Source organism: Methanosarcina sp. Kolksee (genome assembly GCF_000969945.1).
Taxonomy (GTDB): Archaea; Halobacteriota; Methanosarcinia; order Methanosarcinales; family Methanosarcinaceae; genus Methanosarcina; species Methanosarcina vacuolata.
The window spans coordinates 2,962,464-2,979,148 of sequence record NZ_CP009524.1 but is presented as its reverse complement, the minus strand read 5'-3'; the positions used below and the strand labels follow the sequence as shown (position 1 = coordinate 2,979,148).

Genomic DNA, 16,685 nt, shown 5'->3' with positions numbered 1-16,685 from the left:
ATTATGCAGGATATTAAATTTTATGACTGCAGGGTAATTGAGGGCAGTTCCACCTCAATTATTCTGGATAACGGAAAGATCGAGGAACTATCCAGAAACTTTACACGGGGGGCCGGTGTAAGGGCTCTCTGTGGTGGTTCCTGGGGCTATACATCTGTGGAAGGGGAAGTCGACCTTAAACAGGGCGTAGAGGCGGCCTCAAAACTTGCTTTTTCTATGAACGCACATACCCCCAGGGAAGACGTGGAACTCGCAACCATAAATCCTCCGGAAGTAAAGAATCTCCCTGAGGTCAGAATCGACCCAAGGAATGTTCCTATTGAGGAAAAAGTCGATCTTTTAAAAAGCATAGAAACCCATGCAAAAGTAAAGGGCATCAACAGTACCAAGGTAATGTACCTGGAATCCGAATTTAAAGTCAAATACAGGAGTTCCGATGGTATTGAATGTGCTTATGAACTTATGAACGTCGGTTTTGCGGTTTCGGCAGTTGCCTCGGAAAACGGCGTATACCAGGCAGGCAGAGAGAGCCGCTTTGGGTACGGGTATGAGCTTTTCAAGAAAGAAAATGTTCTGGAACTTGCTGGCAAGGCAGGAAACTCCGCAATTGAACTTCTCAAAGCAAAAACCCCTAAAGGTGGAGAAATGCCTGTGATCCTTGACCAGGAACTGGCTGGTGTTTTTGCCCATGAAGCCGTGGGGCATGCATCTGAAGCCGATCTTGTCCTCGAAGGGGACTCCATCCTTGAAAACCGGATCGGAGAACAGATTGCATCTTCCCTTGTTACGATTATCGATGACCCTACCCTACACGAGTTCGGATACTATCCTTTTGATGCCGAAGGAGCACAATCAAAAAGGACAGAAATAATCAAAAACGGGGTTTTTAATTCTTATCTTCATTCCCGGGAAACTGCAGCGAAACTTGGGGGAACTCCAGGGAACTGCAGGGCTCAGGGCTATTCAATGCCCGTTGTCAGGATGAGCAATACCTTCATAGATAACGGGGATGCCAGGTTTGAAGAGATGCTTGAAGAGGTAAAAGATGGCATGTACCTCATAGGCTCAAGAGGAGGACAGGTAAATACCGGAGAAGGGATTTTCCAGTTCAATGCCGAAAAAGGGTACCTGATAAAGAGCGGAGAACTCACAGAACTCATACGTGACGTTTCTCTCTCAGGCAAAACTCTTGAGATTCTCAACCATGTGGCCCTTGTGGGTAACGACCTTAAAATGACTGCAGGCAGATGCGGAAAAGCCGGGCAGCTTGTACCCGTATCAGATGGTTCTCCTCATCTTGCAATCTCAAAAGCCCTTGTGGGAGGTGCCTGAAGATGTACGAGCTTGCAAGAAAAGCCCTCAGGCTTGCGGAAAAAGCAGGGGCTGAAGAAGCTGAAATCTATTACGCTGCAAACCACTCAACTGGTGTGAACTTTAGAAAAGATGCCCTTGAAAACGCTAAAGACCGTTTTTCGGAAGGCATAGGAATCCGTGCTATAGTAAACGGAGCCGTTGGCTTTGCCAGCACGAATTCGGCAGCACAAATAGAGGATGCCGTCGAGGTCGCAGTTGCCGAAGCCAGGGTCAGAGAAAGCGACCCTGATTGGGTAAGTCTTCCTTCTAACGGGAAATATCCTACTGTCTCGGGTATCTTTGATAAAAAAGTCGAGACTCTGGAACTTGAATCCTGTATTGAGTATGCCCTGGCACTTATTGAAGGCACAAAAGAAGTCCCAGGCACGCTTCCAACATCAGGAGGCTTTACCCGGTCAAAGGGCAAGCAACTTATCCTGAACACTAATGGCATAGAAATCGAAGAGGAATCAACAGCAGTTTCCGGCTTTGTGGATGTCATTACTGTTAATGGGCAGGCTTCAACAGCCTATGACTTTGGGATTTCTCGTTCACTGGATATTGATTTCTTTTCCATAGGAAAGAATGCAGCCGATCTTGCCCTGAAGTCTAATAGCGGAATAAAGATCGAACCGCAAAAAACTGATGTGATTTTCCATCCGTTTGCTATTTCAGACATTATTGAAGAAGCGCTTGCTCCTTCACTTGACGCGGATAATGTCCAGAAGGGAAGGTCAGGCTTGATAGACAAAGTCGGAGAAGAGCTGGCGGTGCCTGAACTTAGTATTTACGATGACGGGCTCATTGAAGCTGGAATTGAAACATCGGCTTCGGATGACGAAGGTGTTCCTTCGCAGCGCACTACCGTGATCGGGAAAGGTGTGCTTGAGACTTACCTCTATGACAGTTATACTGCAGGAAAAGCAGGCGTAAGGAGTACAGGGAACAGCTCCAGGTCTTCTTATACAAGCCCCCCTTCAGTAGGACTCAGGAACGTTATTCTTGATTATCCTCAGACGGATGTTATTGCTGATACGCAGTCCGGGGTCTTCGTAAACACAGTAATCGGCGCCCACACGGCAAACTCAATTTCAGGAGATTTCTCCGTAGAAGCCAGAAATGCTTTCACAATTAAAGACGGAGCACTCGATAAGCCTATAAAATCCCTCATGATTTCGGGCAATGCTTTCGAACTCTTGAAGCAGATCTCAGGAGCAGGCTTTGATGTCAGGAAAGTTGGAGGAATAATTACACCTTCTATCCGGGTTTCGGATATGAGTGTTATAGGTTAAGGGCTCGTAAAGAGCCTTCTCTTTTTTCAAGAATTGATAGGTTGATTACTAAGGTTGATTACTAAGGTTGATTACTAAGGTTGATTACTATTACTCCAGGGTTTTAATAAAAATTATTTTACATGAGATCTTTTTTATTATTTAGATCCTGCTTTCGGCAAGTACTTTGTATTTTCGGTGCATCTCCTTTCGAATCTGTTTTGCCATATAACTAACTTGTTTCTAACATGTCAATACCACAAGTCCACTTTTATATGAACCCATGGTTGGGACATATGTGATCTCATGAACATGTGAGATACAGCTATAGTTTCAAAAACATCATTAACAATTAATTTTCACATTTTAATATCTGCCTGCCAATATAGGTTACATGCAATTGTGACTATAAGTCCTAAATACAGATTCTCTAATAATTATATGTTCTTAATTATATATAATAACTATTAAAAAACATCACTTTTACAGGTAAAAAATACAATCAGTAAAATACGGCTCTGTGTTGTTTTGAGTGGGGAATTAAGTGGGGGATTATTTTTCGAATTTTAACTTTGATCACTCAGATTACTTGATTCGAAGACAGAGTACTTGATCCGAAGAAATATTTTTGAGTTTTTAGATTAGCTTTTAAATAAAAAGGTGAAGATAATGGAAACGAAAGCCAAATGGACGTACATGGTTTATATGGCCGGCGATAATAATTTATCAACGGCTGGTGATGAAGATCTAAAAGAGATGAGGCAAGTCGGCTCGAGCCCTGAAGTTAATGTTTTAGTCCAATTTGATAATGCGGGTATTGAAGGCACCAGGCGTTTTTATGTTCAACGCGGGGGTATCAATGAGAAGGTTGAATGTTTAGGAAAAACCGACTCTGGAGATCCGCTTGTCCTCGAGAATTTCATAGCCTGGTCTTGTAAACATTATCCAGCCGAGCGCTACGCATTGATTTTGTGGAATCATGGTGGTGGGTGGAAGCCTGGTGATTTTGACAGGCTCGCTAGATATGAGAGAACCAGGAATTGGAATGTACGTGAAGCGAATTTTTTATCAGCTTCAGAATTAAAGAGAACCTTATTCAATACGACTATTAGTAATATCCTTAATTTGGACTTACCGGAATTGAGAGAGATCTGTATCGATGATGGATCAGGCCATTCTCTAGACACAATAGAGCTAGGCAAAGTTCTTGCTTATGCAAAAGAAATGATTGGACAACCATTGGATATTCTGGGCATGGATGCTTGCCTTATGAGTAACTTAGAGGTGGCCTATCAAGCAGCACCATACGTAAAATATATTGTTGCATCTGAGGCAAATGAGCCTAATGAAGGGTGGCCATACGAAGCCATACTTGACATTCTGTCCAAAACCCCGGAGATTTCAACGCCAGATATTTGTTGTGAGATCGTGAGGGTTTATACAGAAACTTACAAAAAATGGGGCCGATCTAATGTGACTCAGTCGGCTTTCGACCTTTCAAGAGTTAAAGATGCCACAAAGAGTTTAGATTTGCTGGCTAAAGAATTGATCGATAAGATGCCTGATGTAATTAATAATATGCAGAATGCTCAAAACAAATCAAAGAGCTTTTGCACCTACTCTCTATGGGATGTGTCTCATTTCTGCAAGGTATTATCAGGTTTAATTCAGGACGATAATCTAAATCAGGCGATACAAAAAGTTATCACTGAATTCGAACCGAATTCGAAAAAATTCATTATTGCAGAATCACATCTCGGAAATGGCTACGACCAATGTTGTGGAGCATCAATCTATTTAATTCCGCCACTTATTCCCGTTTCGGAATATTATGCAGACTTAAAATTTGCGAAAGACTGCAAAAATTGGCCACTTATGCTTCAAAAATACCACGAGTAATATACCACAAGTAATGATCGGGAAGAACTAAAAATTTAATTTATTGGTCATCGGTTAAGGAATTTTCTTGCTTGAAAGCTATCGATTTTGTTAGAAGCCGGCCTTAAATTTTGGCCTATTCCAAAGACGCATGAAATTTAATTACATCAGGAGCGCAGAGGGTTACCGACATCCCATCTCAAGCATGGATTGAAGCAAAATCTTGCACGGATTGAAGCAAAATTTTGATTATACATGGATGACATGAAGAATGTCCAGAACCATTAGACCTTTTAAAATTAACTAAAATCCATCTCATCTATAAAAGACTCAACCAAATAGAAATGTGATCTGAAGGAATAAGATCTCGGATATCTGGAGGTAAATTCAATACTTGATTTTTTGAAGATTTGATGAATACCACAAATAATATCAAAGAATCAATATAAAATAAGTAATATATTAATTGAACAGAAAACTCTTATTACCAAAGGTTAATTACCGAAGGTTATTGTCGGACAACCTGTTTAGGGTGGGATAGCCGCCCTAAAACAAATGAAAATTTCTGGCTCTTATCATTTTTCAATTTTCTTTTTCGGCTTCGCCTTTTACGACCATTACAGGTGTTTTTGAATGCCTTACTACATTTTCAGCTATGCTCCCAAGCAGGAACCTGTCAAGCCCGGTTCTTCCAAGCGAGCCCATAACTATAAGGTCCATGTCTTCCTGTTCTGCAAATTCCATAATTCTGTTTGCAGGATGCCCTTCAAGAATTACAGGTTCGACCTTAACCCCCAAAGTTTTTCCCGCCTCTTCAACAAAAGTAACGGCTTTTTTCGCTTCAGCATTGAGAATTTCTCTCAGAGACTCCTCCCACCCGAAATTTCTCGGAGTATAGCCCGCTGAGGCAATTACGTATACGGCGTAGAGTCTTGCTCCAGTAAACATAGCAAGCTGAACTGCTGCCTCGACTGCCTTTTCTACCTGTTTCGAACCGTCAGTTGCAATCATTATCTTGTCGTAACTTTTGCCTTCCAAAATAAAATCCCCCAATTTTAATACTACGAATTTTTACATTACAATCTTTACATTACAATTTTTACATTACAATTTTTACGTTACAATTTTTACGTTACAATTTTTACGTTACAATTTTTACATTACAATTTTTACATTACAATTTTTACATTACAATTTTTACATTACAATTTTTACATTACAATTATTAGAATTATATTTTTACACTACATTGCACAAACTCTTATTCTGGAGCTTTCTATTACATCCGTGGAAAATCTCTCTTGTGCAAACATTTCTATATTTACTCACAATTGCCGGGAAAATACATCTCCCAATACTGATATATAGAGTCATATATAAATTACTTTTTCGTTAAGTTTTATTATTTACTAATTAAGATTACCTTAACCCTGATATACAACAGAAAAAATAGTATTGTTTTAATATTGATTTTATTGTATTAATATTGTTTTACTGTATTAATTCCGTTTATTAGCTATATAAGGACAAAAAGCCCTTGAAGTTGAATTTATTCCCTACAATTATGGCACAAAAAGGAATTCTCGTTTTGCGCACCAGAACACTTATATATAGCTTAACCCTCACTGAGGGATGGTGAACGGGTAAGCTCAACTCAATTGTTATTGACAATAATTATATCCAACATATTTTAACCTCCTCCAAAAAACCCCGTTCACAAACATATTTTTTATATCTTTCTTAAGTTTATACAAGTAATTTTTAGTTATTTTTTTAATATCTTTTCTGTTAGAACTCCCTGTTCAATTCTTGGTCACAGACCTTGAGAGAAATTTCCTCCTGACAATTTCCTCACTGCTATCTTCTGTACCACTGCCCCTACACCGATAGCTTCCGTATTGCTACGCTCTTGCGCCGCTAGCTCCCACTGATAGCCTCTGAACTATGGAGCGATACTTAAAAGTACTAGAAGGATTGCGAGCCTTACAAACACGCTTATTGCCATTGAGTATATGACAATCTGAAAGCCCAATTGAGTCCCGAAAATCGCTATTTTTCCTGGAAGCTGGCTTCGAAGTGCAAAAATAGGGAGCATGAACATACTGCCAAGCATGAGCACAATCATTGCCTGTATGTTTGTAATTTCTCCTGAGTGAATCATAGGGCCCAGAAGTGAGATTCCCAGGATTGGGCTAGCCACATAGCTTGTCAGCGGGACAATGGACACAGGAGGAATTTTAAAAAATTCAGCAAGGGGGAGCACACTGAAAATTTCGAAAAAGCCCTGTTCCTGAAGTACAAAAATAATGGTAGTTGCAATAACGTAAACTCCTGCAATTTTTAAAAAAATCCTGAACTCTTTCCTGAAAGCCCGGATAATCGCACTTTTCAAGGAGATTTTCTCCCTGTTTTGCAGTTCAGGGATTCTGCAGGAGTTGCCTTTAAGGAACAGTTTGCTTGCAATTGCAATTACCAGGATTTTGAATAATGCTGTGACTACGAATACAATAGAATAAAATCCCCCTACCATAAGGCCAAGTGCAGGCAGAACTATCGGAATCTGGTAAGTGAAAAGTTCCCGAAAATAAACAGGCGTAGAATTCATCATCGCACAGAGTAAGACCTCTCGATTTTCCAGGCAATTCTCTTTTTTTGCCTGAAAAAGCATGCTATTTGCAGCTACCGTAGACCCTATTGATACCAGGAAAGCTGAAGCGCAGGTATCGGGCAGGTTAGTGTAGGCAAAGATAGGGCTTACAAGCCTAGAAAATTTCTGCATCAGGCCGAGTTCTACAAGTACGCTTGTACCCACAAGCCCCACAAAAATCATTGCAAGTACTGGAAGCGCGAAATCAAGTACTTTGATGAAAAGGCCTATCATTATTAGTTGTTCCCATGGAAAAGTAATAAATATATCCAGAAAAGGTCTGGGACTCTATCCATGAAAAATTTTAAATTTATATTTAGCTAATTTTTATGTTTATCTGATTTTTTTTATCTTATTTTTTATCTTATTTTTTTATCTTATTTTTTTATCTTATTTTTTTATCTTATTTTTTTATCTTATTTTTTTATCTTATTTTTTTATCTTATTTTTTTATCTTATTTTTTTATTTGACCTTTTTATGTTTATTTGACCTTTTAAGCAATTTCTCCCCTTACGACGAGTACCGGTTTTTTTGAATGCCTTACCACATTTTCTGCCACGCTCCCGAGCAAGAACCTCTCAATTCTGGTCCTTCCTAGCGTGCCCATGACAATAAGGTCAATGTCGCTTCTTTCTGCAAAATTGACAAGCTCATTTGCAGGAATTCCTTGCAGGATTACGGACTCAACCTCGACATTTGCAGCTTTCCCGGAGTTTTCGACATAAGCCGTAGCCTCCTTGCCTTCAGCCTTGAAGTATTCAAAAATGGCCCTTTCCCATCCAATGTCCTTTGGATAGGTTATCGAAAACCTTTCCGAAGCAATCACGTACACAGCATATAGCTTTGCACCGCTTATTTTTGCGATTTCGACTGCTGTTTCGACCGCTTTTCTAACAGATTCCGAACCGTCGGTTGCAACCATTATCTTCCTGTAAAAACTGTTAGTCATACCTGACTCCCCATTTTCTTTTGAAGTTATGGTTGTTGATATGACATAATCCTTTATAAAGTATCATTCAGGAAAGAAGCGATGGCGCAGATAGGAATATTGCTTGAAACCGAGAATGCGCCATCACGATTCTATTTACTTGCAAGTTCTACGGCAGTTCAGCTAAGGTAACTTTTCTTTTAAACCTCGTTCGCCTCTGTGAAAATAAGGGCATGTGTAGGGCAGGCTTCAACGCAGGCAGGCATATCTCTACCCTCGCAAAGGTCACATTTTATCCCTGCTTCAGCTTGCCTGCTGATTACCTTACGATTGTGATTCATGGAACTGGTCCAGCAGCCCATAACAAGAATCATATGATAGAGAGGAGTAAAACGTGAACATACCGTAGAACAGATCCAGCAGTCTACGCAACGATTCGGGTCATAGCTTACCATGCTGGCGTTTTCATCCTGATAGATAGCTTTTGTAGGGCAAACCGAAACACAGGGAGCCTCCTTACAGTGACGACAGGTAATGGGAAGAGAAACTCCAAGGTCAGGGACAGGCTCCAGATTGATGCGTTTTTTCGGAGCCGGCTTTTCTCCTATAGCCGAAAAGAGGCTTTTGCTCTCGGAATGTGCAACGGCACATGCAGTCTCACATGAGCGGCAGCCCATACAGCGTTCGGGGCGAATCATTAAATCCTTCATTGTAAATCATCTCTTAGTTCAAGCCCAGAGCCTTTCTTTTTTCGTCAATGTGCTCAAGCATCAGGTCTGCGGCTTTAAGGGGATCAGGTTCAACCGCAAAACTTGCTCCCACCACACCGTTCAAGCCTCCTGTCAGAAGGGACGTAACAGCCTGACTTCCAAGAACAGCAGGAATAGTCCCGAGAACGGTAAATACGCCGGATGAAACCACATAAGCCCCGATGCTAACCGCCTTTTCGCTCATCCATTCGGGAGCTGCTCCTGCTGCTGGAAGATCACTTATGTCCACACCCAGGCGGTTTGCAATCGCGGATGCAAGCACAAGGATACGGCTGATATCAACACAGGAGCCCATATGCAGGACAGGGGGTATGCCCAGAGCCTTACAGACGGCTTTTAGCCCATCGCCTGCCATTTCGGAGGCTTCCGGCAGAAGAAGCCCTGCTTCGGCACATGCAATTGCATTGCAGCCAGTTGTGACCACAAGCACATTGTTTTTGATCAGTTCTTTAACGAGGTTGACATGACCGTAATTGTGCTTTATTTTTACGTTATTGCAGCCGACAACAGCTCCTATTCCCCTAACTGCCCCGCCTTTTATTGCCTCAATAAGAGGATCAGGGCTTCCTCCAAGGGCACTGAGGATAGCTTCGGCACTGAAGCCAACCATGCACTCCTGCTTCTCTTCAGGTATGGTAACCTTTTCCGGAACCCTGTTAGGGAAGTTTTCGACAGCAATCTTTACGATTTCTTTTGCAGTTTCATAAGCCCTGTTTTCATGGAATTCCATTCTTACGGTGTTGGGAAAATCGGCCTTTGGGGACGTAGATATAAACTTCGTATGGTAGCATCCTGTAAGTTCCCCAAGCGAGGGCATGACACACTGGACATCGACAACCATAGCTTCCACAGCGCCTGTAATTACTGCCAGTTCCTGCTGAAGGAAGGTTCCTGCTATTGGAGTACCGTGCCGCATCAGGGTCTCGTTGCCAGTACAGCAGATCCCTGCAACGTTGATGCCTGATGCACCCTTTTCCTCTGCCAGTTTAAGGAGTTCGGGATCTTCTGCAGCTTCCACGATCATTTCTGAGAGAATAGGTTCGTGCCCGTGGACAATTACATTTACTTTATCGCTCGACAGTACTCCCAGATTAACTGTGCTTCTTCTAGGCTGTGGGGTTCCGAAGAGTACGTCCTGGACATCGGTGGCGATCATCGAACCTCCCCAGCCATCGGAAAGCCCTGTGCGTAGTCCTTGCAGCAGGATATGAACCGCATCATTGTCCACACCTATATGAGTCCTGTGCATACATTCCACGATTTCCCGGTCAATTCCCCTGGGCTCTATTCCAAGCTCGGCCCAGAGCTTGAGCCTTGATTCAGGAACTCTTCTGGTACACTGGAGATGTCCGTCCTGTTTTCCAAATTCCTGAAGCAGTGTGTCGGCAAGTTTGCCTGCGACTTCCTCCAGGCTTTTGCCCTCTGAGGGAATCCCATATTCCGAAGCAAGAGACAGCAGTTTTGCTTCATCTTTTATCCTGTAGCTGCCAGCTTCTCCTTCACTCATTTTCTTAAAGGTCAGAACAGCATCTCTTGCATGGTCGGAATGAGCTGCTGCGCCTGCGGCAATCATTCTAAGGAAATTCCTTGCAACTATGATATCTGCGGTAGCACCGCAAATTCCCTTTTGAGCTCCTTCTCCGAAGGGATCAATCCTGCATGGACCCATATTGCAATTCCGACAGCAAACTCCTAGCTGCCCGAAACTGCACTGAGGTAGTTGTTTTTCATATCTATCCCAGGCGGTTTCAATGCCTTCTTCTTCGGCCTTCTGAAGCATTTTCTGGCTTGCAAGGTCAATGCTTTTCTCATATATTTCCGTCTTCATCTCATATCCCACATTTAGCATGAAAATGCTGCCATCTGCAAACACTTTCATTGGTTGTGCATTTTATTCAGAGAATATCATGTTTGTTTTCTCTGTTCCTTCTGGAACTATCCGAAACTTCGGATCAAACACTCTGATTTGAAGAATTAGTCCCTAAATCTGTGATCCTGAATACTTTACCTGGCTAATTTTTTATTTCTTGATTTCCAGCTCTGTATAGTCTTAAAACTGGTTAATATGGAAAAAATTCTTCAGAATTATCAAATTTTATTGTTTTATAAACTTTTTTAAAAAAAACTGCAACTATATTCAGATAGAGCTTACCCTAAAACCAAAATTGACACCCTTGATCTCGAATTTGGAACAATGAATTGAGTTTTTGGAAGAACTCAAACATTTATCAACTCTTTAAAAATTCTTGACTTTATTGATATGTTTGTGGATTACTTAGAGGCTAGTTCACTCTTTCATTATTTTCAAATTTTGTTCTATTAAATTGTGTTTCGACTGTTGTGTAGATAGGTTGTGTAGATAAGTTGTGTAGATAGTTTTTTGGAGGCTGCCTAAAGGTCGCTTATTAACAAATTTCTGATATATACCTTTTTTCCAGTTTATTTTTAAGCTTAGATTAATGTTGCACAAAGAACCCCGATATGTTTTATAGGTTTTATCAGAAGTTAAAAACATGCCATTCCTGACAAGGATCCTTGTGAAATTTGCTTTGAAAGCTTCTTCTCTGTTTTTTATTAATCAATTGGTTCTTCTCTATTCTACGTTTTATTAGTTTTTTACTAAACGGAAGAACGGAATCCTATTTCCTATTATGTATATAAGTAAATTGTGCTTGTAAGCAAGAGAGATCTTGTGCAAAGCCGCTTATAAGTAAAAAGAATTAAGCAAAAGTTTCATGTAGTGCAAAAATTAGCGGTTCCACTCTAAAAAGATCTATAGGCAAACCTCTCTAAACTATATCTCTAAACTTATTTTACTGGCCCGGTTTAAACTTAGAAATCTAACAATAAAAATTCATTTCAAAATATTTGACATATTATAAATGGAAGGTTTTATAGAGTTAATGGGTTGATTCTCTAGTAAAACTCATATAATATTTAATAAAGACTTAAAAGTCTTTTTTGAATACCGTAAACCAGGGAGAAATATTATAATTTTATATTTATAACATTACTAGGATATTAGTTTTGATATTAGCTTATATAAAGAACAATATTCGATAGAGTAGACAAGCTTCAAATCAGAAGTGCCTGTAAAAATATAGATTACATTAAAATAGGAGTATGAATTGAATACGGTTAAGTAACGGGATAAAGTTCACATCCGCAGAACAAAAAGCAAGGATTAAAAACAATCAACTTTCCTTATTTAATGTTAAACTTTGTCTCCTCTTATAGGTAAAGCGACTTTAATGGTGAATTTTGGTGAAAAGAGATCTTATGGATATTCTGGCCTGCCCTATATGTAAGGGCGACCTGGTTTTGAACGTTGTCGAAGAAAATGAAGGAGAGGTTATATCCGGAACCCTCTACTGCCCTGTATGCAAAGAGCACTATCCCATCGACGAGGGAATCCCAAATTTACTTCCTCCTGACCTTAGAAACTGATGTGAGGGTTAAACTTGCAGCAGACATTCCAGAATGTTATTATCAACCGACAAGAGATAAACTCAATTGAGTTCGAAAAGGAAAGTGTTGAGATTTCTCTTTCTCCCGGCGGAGAAGAAACCTTTGAGGTCCTGATCACAAACTACGGGTCCCCTACGCATATTCACTTCTCAGTAAGTGATGAATTGAAAGGTCAGATCATTTTTCTGAGGGATAACCCATATGTGCTTCAGAAAGAATACGTTTCTGTAGTTGCAAGAATCCCGCAAGAAGGCAGGGTGCTTACAAAAGGGCAGATCTATATCACAGCGGGTTATGGCTCCAGAAAGAAAGGTTTTCCAGTCCAGCTTGGAAAAATCGATCCAAAGCCGCAGGAACATTCCGAAGACGAGTCCCATGCAGGAAATCAGGAAGATGAATTGAGTTCTCAAAGATCCTCAACTACACTACCTATAAAACTCTCTCACCCTAAATCAGGAAACGATTTTGGCGGGTTTTCATCTTTTATCCACAGAAGTTTTAAAGGAAGCTTTTCAGCCACCGAAAGAAAGAGTTCAATACATATAAGTGATAACGAAAAACTTCCTCTGAATATTGCTTTTGGAGGCTTTTTACTACTTGCATGCTTATTCTTCCTCTACTTTATACTGCCATCGGGCCTGCAGTTTAAGGTCAGCTTTGCCCAGTCGGTTTTGTTTTCAATACTTTTTGTGACCTGCATGATATATATTCTGCTAAAAATTGCAGAAGAGAGCTAAAACCTTTAGGAGAATTACAGTTTTAAACCTGAGACTTATATCCATTTTGAACCTGATATCCACTCAATTCACTTCAGATTCATAACTGAAAGTTGATTTTCAGGTTCTCAGTCAGAACTCATTTCAGGTTTATAACTCACATTCCGATCCCCTTTCAAAAGCACAACTTAATTTTTTTATTTATACAATTTATTACTAATTTTGCTCTTCATTTTACATTAATTAGTTAATCTTCACCATGTATCTTCACGTCTGCCAAAATTTTTATTTAATTCTCTAAATTTAAATTTGATTTTTTTGAACGTTGTGGGATTCAAGCCAAAAATCAGTTCTGAATAAGATGAATGGTTCTTCGTCATCCCCCATGGATAAGATGATTTTCAATTCAAGACCCCCCTGGTTTTTATGAGGAAATTATGAGGAAATTATGAGGATATCCACACAAAACAACGAAGAACCAGATGAATTTTTACTTATGCGCCTGAAGCTAATTCTCACTTCGGTTTCAGAGGTAAATTCTGGTTATAAACCTGAAGTTAATCTCAGTTATAAACTCACATTCTGCCCCCCTCAAAAATAAGGTGATTTTGCAACAACTGAATCAACTTCTTGAATTAGCTGTGAGCACATGCTCAACAAAATCAATAAAAATGCATGGAAAAATACATTCCAAATATTCATAATTCTGAATTATCTAAAAACTAGAAAAAATGTGCTTTACTGAATCTTATTCTCCCTCAATCCAGATTTTCCGTCGGCCGGCACTTTAGCCATTACTTTATGAGTTATCCATCATCAGGTCTATTCTCTTACTCTCACTTCTTATTTGAGTCTGTTCATTTTTAGAAGTTGGGAGTAATTTTTATATCATGAAGATATTGGTATTGTGTTCGTACAAGAGGATTAATGACAGATTTTTATACATTACTAATTTGATTATTTCCTGTCTAACTCCGCGTAATAACTTTTATAGTAGTCTGAAACCACTATTAGGAAAAACTAATGAGGAAGCTTATCCATGAAGTACATCATAGTTACCGGTGGGGTGATGAGCGGGCTTGGAAAAGGCATTACCATCGCATCCATTGGAAGAAACCTTAAAAACAAAGGTTATAAAGTTACGGCTATCAAGATCGACCCTTACATCAATATTGATGCAGGCACCATGAGCCCCTACCAGCATGGGGAAGTTTTTGTGCTCAAAGATGGAGGTGAAGTTGACCTGGATCTTGGGAATTACGAGCGGTTCCTTGACACTGAACTTACGAGGGACCATAACCTTACCACAGGCAAGATCTACTTAGAAGTAATTTCCAAAGAAAGGAGAGGAGACTACCTCGGAAAAACCGTTCAGATTATTCCCCACGTCACAAATGAGATCAAAAACAGGATCAGAAAGGTTGCAGCCCGGAGTGGGGCTGATATCTGTCTTATTGAAATCGGAGGGACTGTTGGGGACATTGAAAGCATGCCTTTCCTTGAGGCTGTACGTCAGATGCACAGGGAAGAACCTTCCGAAAATATTGCATTTATTCATGTCACCCTGGCTATGGAAGACCTTCAGGGAGAGCAAAAAACCAAGCCTTCCCAGCATTCCGTAAAGGAACTCCGTGCCCTTGGGCTCAGTCCTGAAGTAATCGTTGTAAGGTCAAAGTCTCCTCTTCAGGAAAGCGCCAAAGAGAAAATTGCCCTGTTTTGTGATGTGCCCCAGGAACTGGTTATCAGCGCTCATGATGCCGATGATATTTATGAAGTGCCTCTTGAGATAGAAGAGCAGGGATTAACCACCCAGCTCATGAAACACCTGCAACTGGATTCCAATGTTGAAAACGGTGCATGGAAAGAGATGGTTGCAAGGATGAAATCTACAACTGATACGGTAAAACTTGCAATTGTCGGAAAATATACCAACCTTGAGGATTCTTACCTCAGCATCCTTGAAGCTGTCAAGCATGGAGGAATTGATAACGGATGCAGGGTTGAAGTCAATATGGTTGAAGCCGAAATCCTGGAAGAAAATCCAGCCGAGATTGAGAAGCTGACACAGTATGATGGGATTCTTATTCCGGGCGGTTTTGGCGGGCGAGGCACAGAAGGCAAGATGATGGCAATTAAGTTTGCTAGGGAAAACGATATTCCATTCCTTGGGATCTGCCTGGGTATGCAGCTTGCAGTCATCGAGTTTGCCAGAAATGTGGCCAAACTCAAAGGGGCAAACAGTACGGAATTTGACGAAGACACACCCTACCCTGTAATTGACCTCCTGCCTGAGCAAACAAGTGTTGCAGACATGGGCGGAACCATGCGCCTTGGGGACTATGAAGCCATCCTGAAAGAAGGCTCTATTGCCGCTAAAATTTACGGGACCAATTACATTGTCGAGCGCCACCGCCACAGGTATGAAGTTAACCCGGAATTTGTTGAAAGACTTGAGTCTTACGGCATTGTCTTTTCCGGTAAAAACAAGAACAGGATGGAGATTGCCGAGATTCCTGGCAAGCGCTTCTTTTTTGGTTCCCAGTTCCATCCTGAGTTCAGGTCAAGGCCTGGAAGGCCGTCTCCTCCATTCAAGGGTCTCGTCGCGGCAATGTGCAAATACAGGAAGGAAAGAGAAGGCCGATAAAGCAACTCCGATAAAGCAACTAAAAGTTATTTTAGGGGATTTATCACTTTTAATTCCCTTTTTCATGAATATTTTAATCTTATCGGAGAAGTTAAAACCTTTAACCTGACCTGACACTCTGCCAAAAAGATTAATTTGGCTGGAAACTGATAAATACTTTTAAAATTGAAAAAGGTAGATTACGCGAGATCTATTGAGGCATCTTACATAAGCAATGCCTGTACAGATATCGCAACTTCACCAAAACCTATGAAGGTACGCATTATGGCAATGTCTAAAAAAGATTTGGATAAGAAGAAAAGCGCTAAGAAAGAAAAGCTTGAGGAGCTGGAAAAACAGGCTTCTGCAGGTAGCAAGGATGCAAAAAAGAAGCTTGCAAAGGAAAAGAGAAAAAAATAATTCCTTATTAAGCGTTTCTTTTCTATATAGCGTGTGAGAAGATCTGGGGACTATTCACCCCGATCGACACCAATTTTTATTTCAAGATTGTACAAAAAGTACTATAAAATTCCATTACCTATCTAGAAACCTTTACGTTTCTAAATCCTTACTTTCCTATTATGAGATTTCATTGGCACTTGTTTTTCTTCGTTTTCATAGACTTTTCTCATCATTTCAAATTTAATTATTCTTCGAAAAACTATTCAGGATAGCATAGTATAAAGGCACTGGGAAGCGCTAATTAAGATTAAAACGTAAAAAGAAATACAATTAAATAGAGTCAATAGTTACATAATCTCATCAATTGAGTACGTTAAGCCCTTATCTAAGATCCATTACTTAAATTACTTAAGTCAATTGATAACTCCATTTTTAAGTCGATATCTTAATCGTAACTGACTGATTAAAAAGCAGAGTAAGACAGCGAGCAAAAGTTACTGGTATGCTCCGCGGGCAATTATATAGAGAATTAAAAAGTAATAGAGAATTAAAAAGTACGGCGATATCCAGAAAGTTAAGCTCGCCTCAAAAAACAAACCTATACAAAGAGTTGATATCACGATCGAGC

General features: G+C 40.3%; 12 protein-coding genes and 1 pseudogene. 7 read left to right on the top strand and 6 right to left on the bottom strand.

All coding sequences use genetic code 11. From position 1 onward, the window contains the following. The first annotated feature begins 3 nt into the window (after positions 1-3). The 3 genes from MSKOL_RS12305 (at position 4) to MSKOL_RS12295 (ending at position 4,523) form a co-directional block, all read left to right on the top strand. Positions 4-1,332: a TldD/PmbA family protein gene (locus MSKOL_RS12305; protein ID WP_197078885.1), complete on the top strand. Its 1,329-nt coding sequence runs from the start codon at positions 4-6 to the stop codon at positions 1,330-1,332. 2 nt (positions 1,333-1,334) lie between these two features. Beyond that, positions 1,335-2,645, top strand: a complete 1,311-nt coding sequence (locus tag MSKOL_RS12300; RefSeq protein WP_048121323.1) for a TldD/PmbA family protein — start codon at positions 1,335-1,337, stop codon at positions 2,643-2,645. Between the two features lie 648 nt (positions 2,646-3,293). Next, positions 3,294-4,523 (top strand): clostripain-related cysteine peptidase, encoded by a 1,230-nt coding sequence (locus tag MSKOL_RS12295; RefSeq protein WP_048121321.1) that lies wholly within the window; start codon positions 3,294-3,296, stop codon positions 4,521-4,523. A 199-nt stretch (positions 4,524-4,722) separates the two neighbouring features. On the opposite strand, the pseudogene MSKOL_RS20290 reads toward MSKOL_RS12295, so the two are convergent. The 6 genes and pseudogenes from MSKOL_RS20290 to cooS all read right to left on the bottom strand — a co-directional run. Then, positions 4,723-4,926, bottom strand: a pseudogene (locus MSKOL_RS20290) (IS5/IS1182 family transposase); the annotation flags it as partial. 158 nt (positions 4,927-5,084) lie between these two features. Then, complete coding sequence (locus MSKOL_RS12290; protein WP_082091127.1) at positions 5,085-5,540, bottom strand: universal stress protein; 456 nt, start codon at positions 5,538-5,540, stop codon at positions 5,085-5,087. A gap of 904 nt (positions 5,541-6,444) precedes the next feature. Further along, positions 6,445-7,383, bottom strand: a complete 939-nt coding sequence (locus tag MSKOL_RS12285; RefSeq protein ID WP_048121319.1) for a nucleoside recognition domain-containing protein — start codon at positions 7,381-7,383, stop codon at positions 6,445-6,447. 260 nt (positions 7,384-7,643) lie between these two features. After that, on the bottom strand, positions 7,644-8,099 hold the full coding sequence (locus MSKOL_RS12280; RefSeq protein ID WP_048121317.1) for a universal stress protein: 456 nt from the start codon (positions 8,097-8,099) through the stop codon (positions 7,644-7,646). Positions 8,100-8,278: 179 nt separating this feature from the next. Continuing rightward, positions 8,279-8,788: a 4Fe-4S dicluster domain-containing protein gene (locus MSKOL_RS12275; protein WP_048121315.1), complete on the bottom strand. Its 510-nt coding sequence runs from the start codon at positions 8,786-8,788 to the stop codon at positions 8,279-8,281. Positions 8,789-8,801: 13 nt separating this feature from the next. Next, a complete protein-coding gene (gene cooS, locus MSKOL_RS12270; RefSeq protein ID WP_255351931.1) occupies positions 8,802-10,727 on the bottom strand; it encodes an anaerobic carbon-monoxide dehydrogenase catalytic subunit in 1,926 nt (641 codons plus the stop codon). A gap of 1,385 nt (positions 10,728-12,112) precedes the next feature. On the opposite strand from cooS, the gene MSKOL_RS12260 reads away from it, so the two are divergent. The 4 genes from MSKOL_RS12260 (at position 12,113) to MSKOL_RS20285 (ending at position 16,075) form a co-directional block, all read left to right on the top strand. Then, positions 12,113-12,295: a methytransferase partner Trm112 gene (locus tag MSKOL_RS12260; protein ID WP_048121313.1), complete on the top strand. Its 183-nt coding sequence runs from the start codon at positions 12,113-12,115 to the stop codon at positions 12,293-12,295. 14 nt (positions 12,296-12,309) lie between these two features. After that, positions 12,310-13,053 (top strand): hypothetical protein, encoded by a 744-nt coding sequence (locus MSKOL_RS12255; RefSeq protein ID WP_048156631.1) that lies wholly within the window; start codon positions 12,310-12,312, stop codon positions 13,051-13,053. Between the two features lie 1,018 nt (positions 13,054-14,071). Then, positions 14,072-15,676 (top strand): glutamine hydrolyzing CTP synthase, encoded by a 1,605-nt coding sequence (pyrG, locus tag MSKOL_RS12250; RefSeq protein ID WP_048156630.1) that lies wholly within the window; start codon positions 14,072-14,074, stop codon positions 15,674-15,676. Between the two features lie 165 nt (positions 15,677-15,841). After that, positions 15,842-16,075 (top strand): hypothetical protein, encoded by a 234-nt coding sequence (locus MSKOL_RS20285; RefSeq protein ID WP_156151076.1) that lies wholly within the window; start codon positions 15,842-15,844, stop codon positions 16,073-16,075. Positions 16,076-16,685 lie beyond the last annotated feature (610 nt).

What these genes read in the sequence shown, in the direction of transcription:
- MSKOL_RS12295 (WP_048121321.1), top strand. Translation starts at nt 3,294, where the DNA reads ATGGAAACGAAAGCCAAATGGACGTACATGGTTTATATGGCCGGCGAT.
- MSKOL_RS12305 (WP_197078885.1), top strand. Translation starts at nt 4, where the DNA reads ATGCAGGATATTAAATTTTATGACTGCAGGGTAATTGAGGGCAGTTCC.
- pyrG (WP_048156630.1), top strand. Translation starts at nt 14,072, where the DNA reads ATGAAGTACATCATAGTTACCGGTGGGGTGATGAGCGGGCTTGGAAAA.
- MSKOL_RS12285 (WP_048121319.1), bottom strand. Translation starts at nt 7,383, where the DNA reads ATGATAGGCCTTTTCATCAAAGTACTTGATTTCGCGCTTCCAGTACTT.
- cooS (WP_255351931.1), bottom strand. Translation starts at nt 10,727, where the DNA reads ATGAAAGTGTTTGCAGATGGCAGCATTTTCATGCTAAATGTGGGATAT.
- MSKOL_RS12275 (WP_048121315.1), bottom strand. Translation starts at nt 8,788, where the DNA reads ATGAAGGATTTAATGATTCGCCCCGAACGCTGTATGGGCTGCCGCTCA.
- MSKOL_RS12300 (WP_048121323.1), top strand. Translation starts at nt 1,335, where the DNA reads ATGTACGAGCTTGCAAGAAAAGCCCTCAGGCTTGCGGAAAAAGCAGGG.
- MSKOL_RS12280 (WP_048121317.1), bottom strand. Translation starts at nt 8,099, where the DNA reads ATGACTAACAGTTTTTACAGGAAGATAATGGTTGCAACCGACGGTTCG.